This is a genomic window from Halobellus sp. Atlit-38R (genome assembly GCF_003665925.1).
GTDB lineage: Archaea > Halobacteriota > Halobacteria > Halobacteriales > Haloferacaceae > Haloquadratum > Haloquadratum inordinatus.
The window spans coordinates 1-12,450 of record NZ_QXIJ01000019.1 but is presented as its reverse complement, the minus strand read 5'-3'; the positions used below and the strand labels follow the sequence as shown (position 1 = coordinate 12,450).

11 protein-coding genes are annotated in these 12,450 nt (G+C 58.1%); 8 read left to right on the top strand and 3 right to left on the bottom strand.

The window, feature by feature from the left end; genetic code table 11:
- Window positions 1–4: 4 nt before the first annotated feature.
- The 4 genes from D3D02_RS16465 to D3D02_RS16450 all read left to right on the top strand — a co-directional run bounded on the left by D3D02_RS16465 (window position 5) and on the right by D3D02_RS16450 (window position 3,304).
- Window positions 5–796 (top strand): hypothetical protein, encoded by a 792-nt coding sequence (locus D3D02_RS16465; RefSeq protein WP_121571063.1) that lies wholly within the window; start codon window positions 5–7, stop codon window positions 794–796.
- 599 nt (window positions 797–1,395) lie between these two features.
- On the top strand, window positions 1,396–2,340 hold the full coding sequence (locus tag D3D02_RS16460; protein ID WP_394337739.1) for a hypothetical protein: 945 nt from the start codon (window positions 1,396–1,398) through the stop codon (window positions 2,338–2,340).
- Window positions 2,341–2,342: 2 nt separating this feature from the next.
- On the top strand, window positions 2,343–2,663 hold the full coding sequence (locus D3D02_RS16455) for a hypothetical protein (RefSeq protein WP_121571062.1): 321 nt from the start codon (window positions 2,343–2,345) through the stop codon (window positions 2,661–2,663).
- A complete protein-coding gene (locus D3D02_RS16450) occupies window positions 2,660–3,304 on the top strand; it encodes a ribonuclease H-like domain-containing protein (RefSeq protein WP_121571061.1) in 645 nt (214 codons plus the stop codon). The genes D3D02_RS16455 and D3D02_RS16450 overlap by 4 nt, the downstream gene beginning before the upstream one ends.
- Before the next feature lie 50 nt (window positions 3,305–3,354).
- On the opposite strand, the gene D3D02_RS16445 is transcribed toward D3D02_RS16450, so the two are convergent.
- Both D3D02_RS16445 and D3D02_RS16440 read right to left on the bottom strand, forming a co-directional pair.
- Window positions 3,355–3,837, bottom strand: coding sequence for a hypothetical protein (locus D3D02_RS16445; RefSeq protein ID WP_121571060.1), 483 nt, complete (start codon window positions 3,835–3,837; stop codon window positions 3,355–3,357).
- Between the two features lie 3 nt (window positions 3,838–3,840).
- Entirely contained in the window at window positions 3,841–4,428 is a 588-nt protein-coding gene (locus D3D02_RS16440; RefSeq protein ID WP_049987703.1) for an Rrf2 family transcriptional regulator, read from the bottom strand.
- A 233-nt stretch (window positions 4,429–4,661) separates the two neighbouring features.
- On the opposite strand from D3D02_RS16440, the gene D3D02_RS16435 reads away from it, so the two are divergent.
- On the top strand, window positions 4,662–6,827 hold the full coding sequence (locus tag D3D02_RS16435) for a type B DNA-directed DNA polymerase (protein WP_121571059.1): 2,166 nt from the start codon (window positions 4,662–4,664) through the stop codon (window positions 6,825–6,827).
- Window positions 6,828–7,999: 1,172 nt separating this feature from the next.
- Window positions 8,000–9,277 (top strand): Cdc6/Cdc18 family protein, encoded by a 1,278-nt coding sequence (locus D3D02_RS16430; RefSeq protein ID WP_121571058.1) that lies wholly within the window; start codon window positions 8,000–8,002, stop codon window positions 9,275–9,277.
- Between the two features lie 391 nt (window positions 9,278–9,668).
- Here the strand turns inward: D3D02_RS16430 and D3D02_RS16425 are convergent, their stop codons facing one another.
- A complete protein-coding gene (locus D3D02_RS16425) occupies window positions 9,669–9,992 on the bottom strand; it encodes a hypothetical protein (RefSeq protein ID WP_121571057.1) in 324 nt (107 codons plus the stop codon).
- A 138-nt stretch (window positions 9,993–10,130) separates the two neighbouring features.
- Between D3D02_RS16425 and D3D02_RS16420 the strand changes: the two genes are divergently transcribed.
- Window positions 10,131–11,054 (top strand): MarR family transcriptional regulator, encoded by a 924-nt coding sequence (locus D3D02_RS16420; RefSeq protein ID WP_121571056.1) that lies wholly within the window; start codon window positions 10,131–10,133, stop codon window positions 11,052–11,054.
- A 172-nt stretch (window positions 11,055–11,226) separates the two neighbouring features.
- Window positions 11,227–12,357 carry an RNA-guided endonuclease TnpB family protein gene (locus D3D02_RS16415; RefSeq protein WP_199723137.1) on the top strand — a complete coding sequence of 377 codons (1,131 nt, stop codon included), beginning with the start codon at window positions 11,227–11,229 and terminating at the stop codon, window positions 12,355–12,357.
- Window positions 12,358–12,450: the final 93 nt, after the last annotated feature.

The window sequence follows — 12,450 nt, the reverse complement described above, 5'->3', positions numbered from 1 at the left end:
AGAGATGGCTAGGTACTTCCTTGACACCGGCCCAATTGTTGGAATTACTTTCCTCCACGACCTGTGGCGAACTGAATCAGAAAGGCTGTTCGACACAGACAATACACTCTATACCTGCCAAACCGCTGTCTACGAATACTGCAATAGGACCGACTCAAACTCTGTGGAGACGGCGGACATCGATTGGGAAACAGAGGAAGGCCGATTCGGCGATAAATTCTCGACCGTTCGAGCAGCTCAGGGCAATCTAGACATCAAACTGCGTTCCTATGATGATGACGAGCTTGACTTAGATACTCTCGTGGACCTGTTCATTTCTGAAGCTCGAATCAAGGAGAATGTCTTCCCTCAAAGCTTGATCGAAGAGTACATTCGACCCAATCTTGAGGATTTCCTATCTGAGGAGATAGGAGATCAAGATCTGACCTCCAAGGTTGCTCGCCAGGCGATGGACGCTCTTTGTGACACGATTCAGACCCAGGCGAGAAATAAGAAGAAACGTCTGAAGAGACGGGTCAAGATGGCTCCGGAGCAGGATGGGGACTGGAAGATGGAGAAAAGACAGTTAGATTTTGTCGGTTATCGAGATCGTCTTATTCTATGCGATGCGGCATACATGAAGGATCGAGGCCTCCTGGATAAGGTTGTTACAGTAGACTCTAATCATATGTATGATAACCGGAAGAAGATCGAGGCGATACTGGGTATCCGGATTCTCCTCGTCAAGGATCAGTTCGCTGATGATACCTCTTATCTCACGAGTGGTGCTGAGTCGAAGGAGCAAGACACAGATTAGAAGAAAACAGTCGAACCGGGTTTCTACTCCCGGTAATAGGCAAGGAGAGGGAACGAAGATACTCGGCTACGGGTTATCCTGTACTTCTCGGAAGGCCTCTCTCAACTCTCGTAACGAAACACGGCGAAATGATCTCGGTTGACCGGTGCTTTCAACAGCCTATTTTCCGCCAAGTCAGAAAGCACCCTTACCTGCTTCTGTACAGATTTTCGCGTTGCCGAGCCGCTCTGGATATTCAACGTGGAAAGAGATCGTGTGACATCTATATCTCGTTTAGTGAAGGCTGCTTTTCTTGTTTTTCGCCGTCCTCCTATCCTTGATTTTCATTGAGGCCTTCCGAGCTGTTTTTCTCGTCCTTGTTTTTGCGGTACTCGTCTTCGTCGACGCTGGGAGGAAAGAGATTAACCAACACGCCGCCGTCAATACGGGCGGATGTTGGTTAACACGGAGAACACTGGATTCAGGAACTATTCTCGGAAACAGGATCCAAACGGAGACTACTCGGGACTGTACCGGGATTGGAGGGGATCAAGTCGAGTTCCCTGAAACGCGGAAGCGACACGCCGCGGCTTATCGGGAAGGTAGACAACTAATCAAGTATGGGAGAACACACAACGTCGAACCGATTGGCGGTGGACCAGCCGACACGGGGCGCTGACCGCAATCAGGCCTTTGCTGACCAGGCCGATCCAGCTACGGACGAGATGCTGTTACCACAACTCGACGACGGCATCACGCTGCTCGATGTCGAGGGAGGCCGCGGCGTCCCGATCCTGCAATCGCTCGTGCTCGACCATCTCCTCCTACACGACGGGCCCGCCTTCTGGGTCGACGCAAACGGACACGCGACAACGACGACACTCGCTCAAATTACGCCCAGTCAACGGCTGCTCAACCGAATTCACGTCGCCCGCGGATTTACTGCGTATCAGCACTACGGCGCCGTCTGTGATCTCCCGTCAGCGGTGAACCAGTCAATTCAGACATCCACGGCCGATACTAGGGCGACCGATCGACGGGCATCAGATCGTGACGAGGACACGTCGCCCCACACGCCCGCTCTCATCATCGCGCCGGCCGTCGACGCCCAGTACCGCGCCGACGATACCCTCGGCGGGGCCCACGCGAAAACCCTCCAAGCCCGAACTCTCGCCCGGTTAGCGACCTACGCCGACGGATACGACATCCCGGTGCTCGTCACACGGGCGCAGCGCGACGACTTCACGGCGCCGGTCGCGACGGTCGCCGACCACCACCTGGAATGTGAGCAGACCCGGATGGGGCCACGGGTCGTCGGCGAGGACTTCGAGACGCTCGTCTATCCCGTCGACGACGGCGCGTACTACCAAACGACGTTCGCGTACTGGCGACAGCTGCTCGCGGCACGCGCCACGCAGGTCGGCGTGGAACCGACGACGCCGACGCCGTCGACGCCGACCCCGGAGGGTGTCGGGACAGGGGTCACCGCTGACGGTGAGACGGTGGCGGCCACCGCGGATCCCCTGCTCGATGCGTGGACCGCAACCGGGGCAGGAGGACGATAGCGATGGGGCGCACAAACCCGACATACCGAGATGCGCTGCGGGCAATCGAAGAGCGCTGGGCGGAGTTCCGCCGGGCACTGCGGCGTCGCGACCAGCCGCGCTTCGACCGGCTGTTCGAGTACGCCCGCAAGCACGCCGACGCGAGTGGGCTGTTGAACCACCAGAACCCGCTACTGCCGGCGCTGCTCAGCATCGATCTCGAACAGGAGGGCCGCCTCGACGACCACGAGGAACGCCTATCAGAGCTTGAGAAACGGCTTTCTGAAACTGTGGTCGAACAGCAGCAATCGTCCGCCGAAGGTAACACTGGAGGTGTAGAATGACGGAGTTGACGACGATTGCCTTCGATATCGAAACGACGGGATTTCAGGCCGGTGATGAACTCACAGTAGTTGGGTTCGATTCAGCGGTCTCGTCGCGGGTATTTCTCCATACCGGGACGACACCAGAAGCAGGCCTCGCAGATCGGCTCAGCGATGCCCTCCAGACACCGGTACAGCTCTCACTCCATGACAACGAACAGGAACTCCTGAACGAACTAGCGACGTTCGTCACGTCGACACTCACCCAACGAGATGCAAAGCTCGTCGCATACAACGGTGAGCGGTGGAACGGAGGATTCGACCTCCCGTTCCTTCGCACACGGCTCTGTACGCACGGGCTCGAGTGGCCGTTTGGCACGTTGCCATACGTCGACGTGATGGATGTCTTCGAGACACGCTTCAATACGAGTGAAGACACACTGAGTGGCGTCTACGAGGAACTGATCGGCGCCGGATTGAACGACCTGGATCCATTCACCGACAGTAGCGAGGCAGTCACCGCATGGGAGGAGGGAGCCTACGAGCCACTCATCATCCACAATGTCGCGGATATTCGACGGACTCGAGCGTTGATGGACCTTGCAGAACGGTATTGTTCAAAGTCAGATTTCTCTATGAAGTCGCTGGAGCCTATCGCCTGAAGAACTCGCTTCTCAGTTGGGGTTCGTAAAGGAAAGCACCCGGATGGTACCTACGGTGGGTTACGACCTGCGTTGAGTGGTTCATACGAGTCCGTGTGGTAGGCGACCCGCCAGAGTTTAAGCACCGCGCGGGTGACCAATTCTTCAGGAGATTGTGAAATACAGGACGCTTCGACCTCGTCTGAATCAGAACTCGCGTTCGGCGGTGGATGATAGTGTTCTAATCCGGGGACGTGGATATAGTCTCCTGCGTGTGGGTGCTTCCCCCAGCGCAGATTCACCCCTTCCGTGTCCGTGTAATGGAACTTGTAATCATCTCGTGTCGTCCACTGGATATCGATCCGGGCGTCCTCGGCCCCACACAGTCCATCGTCAAGCATGACTTCGAGGACTGATGGATGGAGGTAGTCGTCGAGTTCAGGTGTTGCGAGCGGTTCCATCTCCTCGACAACATCACGAATCGTCAGTAGCACCGGCCGATCCGCAGCTCCCCGGAGAGTATGGGTTTCTGCTTGGTCAGGCGAATCCCGCATTGCTCAGGCAGGGACGCTGTCGTCAGTCGAGCGACGGTCACTATCGACGAACTGCTCGGCGTTGCCGATCGAGAGGGCAGCGTTCGCGAACGCGAGATTCCGTCGGAGCGTCTTCCACTCACGAATCGTCTCTGGGTCGATCTCGTCCTGTGACCCGGTCTCGCTGAGGGCCTGGTTCGTCTGGTTGACCGCCAATTCTTCGGGGGAATCAACACCGAATTCGGACCGATATTCGGTGAGCTGCTCGCGCATCTCCTGAATTCGGGTGACGAGTTCATCGGTCGAGACGTGCTCAAGGATGTCGGCAGCCTGTTCGACGACGAGTGATTCAGGTGAGCGCCGATAGAGCGTGCCACCCTGTTCGCCGGGTGTCGTCTCGACAAACCCCTCGTCTGCGAGTGTGTTCAGGTGCTTTCGAGCGGTCTTTGGAGCCGTCCGTGCATCGTCAGCTACGGCATCAGCTGAGACGGGGCTGTACGTATGCGCAACGACGTGTCGAATGCGCTCATAGGGTGTTGTTTCTGCTTCCCATTCCTCACCAACCGCTTCGTTGACGTCTGCAAACTCATCTGGTGGGTTTCGGTCGTTCATATAGAAACACACGGTTCAAAGGAATATAGTTCTTTGGCAGATTCCTATATTCCTTCAGGTGGTGAGTACACCGACTGAATCCACACAGATGAATTCCGGAAATCGTTCCAGAAATAGCGGAACACAGAAAAACGGTCAGAAGACACCAGTAGAGTCGTTCTTGGGTCCATACGTTGAAATCCGGAAACGACACGCCACACCTTATCGGCGACTCGAACATCAGAGAGACCTAGATGGCGTTTAGCATCGACTTTCTAGACGACGGCCGCGTTCTGGAGTGGGAGGCAACCGTCGACGGCGCCGTCGCGACCGAGCGCGATGACTACACACCCCGTTTCTACGTCGCCGCTCGCGACCCTGATGCCGACCTCGACCTCACGACGCTTCAATCGGTGTACGACCAGCACCCGGACGTCGTCACGACCGAGACGGTTGCGCGACGGCCCGGCTTTCGACGGGACGAGGAGGCCGTTCTCGCGGTTGATGTCGCCCACATCGACCGCGTCACTCCACTCGCCCGGCAGGCGCGCCAGCTGTCGGATTATCCAGTCGGGGATCTCGCCTGTTTCAACGTGGACTTTTCGCGAGAGTTCCGGTACTGTCTGGAGACCGGCGCCGATCCGACGCCGGCGAACGAGCTGTCGACGCTCCGGCTCAGTGTTCCGGTGACCGAAACGAGCAACGACGTCTACGAGAAACTGTCCGTCGCCGGCGACGCCGTCACCGGCTCGCCGACGGATATCCTGACCGCCGTCCAAGGGGCACTCGAAGCGCATGATCCGGACGTCTTGGTCTGTTCGACGAGCGAGATCGTCCCGACCCTGTACGAGATGGCGACGGCTGCCGGCGTCGACGACTTTTCGCTGAGTCGGTGGCCGAATGTCGACTACCAGCAGCTCGCGAGCCGGTCGACGTACTCGAGCTACGGTCGCGTCGGTCACTCGCCGGCGCGGTACAACGTGCCCGGCCGGGCGATCATCGACGAGTCGAACACGTTCTTCTACGGGGAGACGAACCTCGACGGCGTCCTCGACCTCGTGTCGCGCTCGAAAAAGCCTATCCAGGAGCTCGCGTGGGCGTCGATCGGGAACGTGCTCACGGCGATCCAGATTTGCGAGGCCCACGACCGCGGCGTTCTCGTGCCATGGAACTCCTGGCGTCACGAGTTCTACAAGCCGATGGGGACGCTCCACGACGCCGACCGCGGCGGGTTCATCTTCGCGCCCGAGGTTGGCCTCCACGAGAACGTCCACGAACTCGACTTCTCGAGTCTCTATCCGAACATCATCTGTACCCGGAACGTCTCGCCGGACGTCATCCGGTGTGACTGCCACAGCGACCGCGACGACGTCCCCGGCCTCGGGTACTCGATCTGCGACGACCGGGGCTACCTCGTCGACGTCCTCCAGCCGATCATCGACGCTCGCGACGAGATCAAGGCGGCCATCCGTCGCGAGAAGGAACGGGACGACCCCGACAAGGACCGACTGGTAGAACTCGAGGGGCGGTCGGGAGCGCTGAAGTGGATCCTCGTCGCCTGCTTCGGCTATCAGGGGTTCAGCAACGCGAAGTTCGGCCGCATCGAGTGCCACGAAACGATCAACGCGTTCGCTCGCGAGATTCTGCTGACGGCGAAACAGCGACTAGAAGCCGGCGGCTGGCGCGTCGTCCACGGCATCGTTGACTCCATCTGGGTCACCCCAGACCCTGACGTCGACGACGAGGACCGCGAGGACCTCAAAGCACTCGCGACGGCAATCACGGAAGAGGTCGAGATCCGGCTCGAACACGAGGCCCACTACGACTGGGTGGCGTTCGTGCCGCAGCGCGAGAGCGACGCCGGCGCGTTGACAAAGTACTTCGGGAAGGTCGCTGGTGACGACGATTTCAAGATCAGAGGCATCGAAGCCCGGCAGCGCTCGTCCCCGCCGTTCATCGAGGACGTCCAGCGGGACTGTCTCGAACGGCTCGACGCGACTCGATCTCCGGACGCCGTCCTCGACTGTCTTCAGGACGCAATCAAGCGTCTCCACGCTGGAACGGTGCCGGTCGAGCAGCTCGTCGAACGGAATCGTGTCTCCAAGCCGCTGGAAGGGTACACGCAGAACACGCAGAACGTAGCGGCGCTGAAGCGGGCTCGGGACCAGGACCTCGCCATCCACCCAGGACAGGACATCGAGTACGTGGTCGTCGACGACGAGAAGAGTTCGCGAGGGCGGGTCGCGTTGGCCCACGAAGAGATAGAGTCGTACGATGCGTCGTACTACGAGACGCAACTCGTCAGAGCTGTCGAGAGTGTGCTGGCACCGCTTGGCTGGGATCGGACAGAGATTCGACGCGAGATCGCGGAAACTCGGGAAACGGACCTGGCCGCCTTCACCGAGATTGGAAGAAGTTAACCAACACTATCGAGGTATCGGGAGATTTGTTGGTTAATACTGAGTGGAGGCACAGAAGGGAGTTAGAGAGAATACCACGCCCACACACCCCTCGTCCAGAGTGAAAACCAATCAGAGGTGTGGGGTGAGGTCCACGGGAAATAGGGGTTCTCGTGAGAGGAGATCAGCAAGAATCACGGCAGGACAGCCTGAGACGGGAGAACACGGAGGAAATGGAGCAGTAAACACGAGCAGCGGTTCGAAACCACCCGGACGAATGCCGCCTTTGTCCTCTTCTCTATGCTGAATACACTTGGAGAGTGGTAGGAGGTAGGTAGTAATAAAACCTCTAGGTAATGCTATGAATGTTGGCATGTTTAGAGAGCTTCCACTGTGTGACGACTGCTGTTCGAGGGATACTCGTCTCACATCTTGTGATTTCGGTACTTCCCAGCCGACTCGTCGTGTGGTTTCCGCCGGGTCAACCGAGGGACTCTCGTAGCGTTTCACTCTGGACGAGGGGTGTGGGGGTTCGATTCCGTCGTCCGTGTATTGTGAAACGTTAAAGGAACAATCGTCGTTCTGACATTCGTCAACCAGCGAACCGGCATCAAAGCCCAAATCGGGATTGGTATCTCCCGATCTCCCTCGTCAATCGGAATCAAGGTACCCGTTCCCGACAGTTCCGATTGTACCCTGCTTTGCTTCGGCTGGAGATCTGACCTGCGTCTTCACTCTTGACTGGGGGTGCCGACGAACGCTCGTCACCATCACACTCCACTCCAGCTCGTCACACCAGCGCTTTCACTCTGGACGAGGGGTGTCTGCCGTGCGTCAGACGCCTATGGCCGATGTGTCCTCTCATAGAAATGATTGATTACACGGTTCGGGAGATACACTCTGGACGGGGGGTGTCATCTCAACCAAGTACGCTGCTCCCGGATGGAGGGCTATTCACTCTTGACCAGGGGTGTGTCAAACCCGCTCTAGTCTGGCGTTTTCACTCTGGATTAGGGGTGCCGGTCTACGTCAGTAACGATCGCTTCGAATCCGATTTCACTCGGGACCGACTCGACCCTTTGTGAGGATGATACGCCAGCGACAAAACATCAGAAGACGACCATAGCCCGATTTACACTCTGGTCGAGGTAGCCAAATCATTAAGTAGGTCCCATCCGCGATGTCTGATATTGATGGCTGAGGAACCGTCCCAACTCTCTGACTTCGACGGCCGCTACGAGGATCCCGCTGACGATCCCCTCTTCGACTTTGATGAAGACGACCCCGACCGAGCTAACATTTTCGCTCGCAAGGAGCTGCTGAAGGTTGGCCACGTCCCTGAAAGCGGACGTATCGTTGGCCGAGATGGCGAGATCAAGGCCGTGGCTGCTGAACTCAGGCCAATCGTTCGTGGCGATCCGCCCAACAACGTGATTATTTACGGCAAAACGGGAACCGGGAAGTCGCTCGTTGCCCGTCACGTCACAGAACGAGCCCGCCGAGCCGCGGAGTCGAACGGTGTGTCCGTCGGCACGGTCTACGTCGACTGCGCGCAGCACAACACACAGACACGCGTCGCGAGGACGGTGACTCGTTCACTCAACGAGACGGACGAGACTGACTTCGATATTCCACGCGCAGGGATTGGCAGCGGTGAATACTACGACTATCTCTGGGAGATTCTGGATACTGCCTACGAGTCAGTCATCATCATTCTCGACGAGGTGGACCGACTCGATGACGATGATATTCTTATGCAGCTCTCGCGGGCTCGCGAATCAGGGAAAGCGGATTGCCACCTGGGCGTCATCGCCGTCAGCAACAAGATCGAGTATCGCGACCAGCTGAACGAACGCGTCAAGTCCAGTCTTCGCGAGGAGGAGTTCGTCTTCCAACCCTACGACGCGAATCAACTGCGCGAGATTATGAAGCACCGACGGGACGCGTTCCACGATGGCGTTCTCTCGGATGATGTGATCCCGCTGACGGCGGCACTAGCCGCCCAAGAACACGGTGACGCCAGAAAGGCCATCGAAATTCTTCGTCACGCCGGCGAACTAGCCGAACGAGAAAACGTCGACACAGTCGTTGAGGAACACGTTCGTGATGCTCAGGAGTGGGCTGAAATCGATCGGTTCGAGGAGCTTCTCCGTGGATCGACGACCCAGGTCAAATTCATCCTCTATTCGCTCGCGCTGCTCACCGAAGAGAATCCGAACGAGGATGGATTCTCTACCAACCGGATTTACGAACGGTATCAAGCGACGACAGAGAAGGCCGATGCGAAGACTCTCAGCGAGCACCGCGTCTATGAGCTGTTGAAAGAGCAGGCGTTCCTCGGTGTCGTTGAATCAACTCGGACCGGTGGTGGCCGGGGTGAAGGCAGTTATCTCGAGCACCGGCTGGTTCAGGATACCGGCATCGTGCTGAAATCTGTCCTCCGGGACAGCCGATTGGAAGACTTGGCCTAGCTCTCGTTACGGTCGCTGACCACACCCCTGATCACGAGTGTATCTCTCGATACGTCGGAAACGTGGGGTGGGTCTCGATACGTCGGAAACGTGGGGTGGGTGATCCGAGATCGTCTTCTACTCCCAATAATCGACTTTGGGCGGGGTGACGAAACGACGGAAACGTGGGGGGTCTGATCCCTTCAATCGTGGCTGCGTTCCCTCCACCGACCTCCAGTTACGACGGAAACGTGGGTGGGTCTGTTCTCTCCGAGTGTTACCTGTCTGGGCTGACCGGAACCATTCACACTGAGGGGTGTGGGGTGGGTTGAACCCATTCACACTCTGGGGGGTGTCCTCTGCTACGCTACTAACTGCACTCGACAAACACCCAGCTACGGTTCACCACCGTCTATTCGTCGGGACTGACGGGGCCTTTATACTGGGAACGAACTTTCTCGCCTTCTCGCCACTGCCAGTAGTAGTAGCGGTTGTCGTTAATCTCCTTGATCGTGATCGTGGCCTTCGCTGGGACGTTGTCCGGCAGATCGTCTGGTCGCTCTTCGACCTCTTTTTGATCTGCCGACTCCTCGAGACGGGCCTCTCGTTCCTTGTGCTCGGCGAGCGCTTCAGCGTACGTCGCAACGTCTCGGAGCTGCTCCGGGTTCGACTCGTTGAGCGTGTTGACGATCTCCGTCGGGAGGTTCGCCGGCGGGGTCGGGGGTTCGTAGGACATCGGCTACTCTCGTGTTAACCAACACGGCCCACGAGTCCATAGTTTTGTTGGTTAAGACGATGGGAGTGGTTCTCGCGATTGCTGACTGTAACACTACTCGAAACTTCTTTATATACAAGTTTCGTAATATGTTACACTATGCTCCGGCGTATCGAACTCGAGGTCCTCGCCACGGTCGACCGTGGCGACACGATCTCCGAACTCGCGACGAAGCTCGACCACAGCGAGAGCTACCTTTCTCGTGCCGTCGCCGACCTCGTCGAAAAGGGACTCGTCTACACGGAACGCGACGGCCGCCGAAAACGAGTCATCCCTTCGGATGCTCGCGCCGTCGAACTCTATCGGGACCTCGTCCGCCAGCACTCCCACATCGAGTTCCCCGAGCTGCTGACCGGGAAGGCACTCGAGGTCCTGTACTACCTCGACCAGCCGCGAACTGTCTCCGAGATCGCCGACCGGAGCGACAACTACCGCAACACGGTCAACCGCATCCTCAAGCGGTTTCGCGACCGTGGGCTCGTCGGGACGGACGACGGCCGCTACGAGTTCAACGCCGACTTCGACCGCCTCCACGAGTTCGCGCGTGAACTCGCACATCATCTACATCGCCAGCGCCTCGAAGCCGTCGCCCGGAAGGGCACGATTCTCTGGGAGGACTACGACGAATTCCTCGCCCAGGCTGAGACGGAGATCGACGCGGAGCCGTTCCACGAAACCGGCCTCGCTCGATTCACGGCCTTCGACCTCCAGTTCCTACTCACCGGCCACCGCTACTACGTCTACGCCGAGGAGCTCGACGCAGTCTCGCCGGCGGAGCTCTGCTGTCACACCCTCTTGATCGACGACGGCAGCCGTCACCGCTCGTACTGTCTCCTCCTGCTCAGCCACGTCAGCGTCGACGAGGAGGGCCTCCGAGAGCAAGCGGCGAAGTATGGCCTCGAAGACGAAATCGACGCCTTGCTCCGCTACCTCGAGACGCACGGCGAGGTTGATGACGAGCAGCTCCCGGAGTGGGACGAGTTCCAGGAGCTAGCGGCTGACTACGAGGTGAAACTACCGTGAACTCGACCGACGTTTCGGCTGGTCAGTAGCTTCGAGACGGAGATTCTGGCCTCAGGGAGTGAGCGAAGCGAACGAATCGGAAGAAGAAGACGCTGAAACCCCTCGACATAGACCACAGACTGTTCTCACCATTCTCCCAATATTGATAAACTACTAGGCATACATCTGACGTATGGAAGTGCGGCGCACTGTCCCGGTTAAACTCGATGTGGACAGCGACGAGGCCGCACTTCTCCGCGAGACTGTAGACGAATTTCTATGGGCTGCTAACCACGTCGTTGACCACGCCTGGCAGGGCGATTACAAGATTACGAGCAAGGCCCAGCTACAGGAAGAGACCTACGACAACGTGCGCGAGCAAACGCGGTTGCACGCCAACCTCGTCCAGAACGCTCGCAACAAGGCCGCCGACGCCGTACAGAGCGCCGTCGCCCGCTGGAAACAGGGCGAGTACGCAGGCAAGCCACACCTCTCGAAGCCAACGGTCGTCTACGACAAGAGGTGTGCGACCTTCTACGACGAGTGCGTGTCGCTGGCAACCGTTGACGGGCGCATCGAGATCGAATACGTCCTTCCTGACGACAACCGTGATACACCCCACAGTCGGTATCTCGACAACGACGATTACCAGGTGACGGGCGCAGAACTACACCTCAGGGACGGCGAGTGGTTCCTTCATCTACGCACAAAGGCGGAGATGGAGTCTGACACGCCAGAACAGGCAACAGCCGAGCACAGTACAGTCCTCGGTGTTGACCTCGGTGTGAACCAACTTGCTGTCACTTCAACAGGCACCTTCTGGAGCGGTCACGAGTTCGACCATTGGCGCCACGAGTATGAGAAGCGGCGGGCCTCGCTCCAGCAATGTGGTTCGCGTTACGCCCATCGAAACGTCCAGTCGGTCGGACGGAAGGAGACAGGCCGATTCAACATGATGCTCCACCGGATTGCCAATGGTATCATAGATGAGGCCGCTGAGAACGGAGTCGCAGTCATCGCATTCGAGGAGTTGACCGGTATCCGTGACCGACTGCCAGAAGCGTCGTGGGGGCACAAGTGGGCGTTCGAACGATTGTACGAGTACGTCGAATACAAAACCGAATTGCACGGTATCGACGTGGTCCAGGTAGACCCGGAAAATACGTCTCGCCGTTGTTCACACTGCGGGTTCACCCACCCAGACAACCGTGACGGTGAGGACTTTTTGTGCCTGAAGTGTGGCTACGAAAACCACGCCGACTACAACGCTGCAAAGAACATCGGCTTGCGGCATCCGTCTTTAGCTAAGACGAGAACCGCGTGACAGCGGCGGCTTATCGAGGCTACTTTTCGAGAGGAACGAGGAGGCAAGAGCTGTGTCCAACAGCACCTCCTCATCGAGGATTATGCGTCGGCT

Coding starts and splice junctions, on each gene's coding strand:
- D3D02_RS16450 (WP_121571061.1), top strand. CDS start 2,660: ATGACGGAGTTGACGACGATTGCCTTCGATATCGAAACGACGGGATTT.
- D3D02_RS16420 (WP_121571056.1), top strand. CDS start 10,131: ATGCTCCGGCGTATCGAACTCGAGGTCCTCGCCACGGTCGACCGTGGC.
- D3D02_RS16425 (WP_121571057.1), bottom strand. CDS start 9,992: ATGTCCTACGAACCCCCGACCCCGCCGGCGAACCTCCCGACGGAGATC.
- D3D02_RS16465 (WP_121571063.1), top strand. CDS start 5: ATGGCTAGGTACTTCCTTGACACCGGCCCAATTGTTGGAATTACTTTC.
- D3D02_RS16455 (WP_121571062.1), top strand. CDS start 2,343: ATGGGGCGCACAAACCCGACATACCGAGATGCGCTGCGGGCAATCGAA.
- D3D02_RS16415 (WP_199723137.1), top strand. CDS start 11,227: ATGGAAGTGCGGCGCACTGTCCCGGTTAAACTCGATGTGGACAGCGAC.
- D3D02_RS16460 (WP_394337739.1), top strand. CDS start 1,396: ATGGGAGAACACACAACGTCGAACCGATTGGCGGTGGACCAGCCGACA.
- D3D02_RS16430 (WP_121571058.1), top strand. CDS start 8,000: ATGGCTGAGGAACCGTCCCAACTCTCTGACTTCGACGGCCGCTACGAG.
- D3D02_RS16440 (WP_049987703.1), bottom strand. CDS start 4,428: ATGAACGACCGAAACCCACCAGATGAGTTTGCAGACGTCAACGAAGCG.
- D3D02_RS16435 (WP_121571059.1), top strand. CDS start 4,662: ATGGCGTTTAGCATCGACTTTCTAGACGACGGCCGCGTTCTGGAGTGG.
- D3D02_RS16445 (WP_121571060.1), bottom strand. CDS start 3,837: ATGCGGGATTCGCCTGACCAAGCAGAAACCCATACTCTCCGGGGAGCT.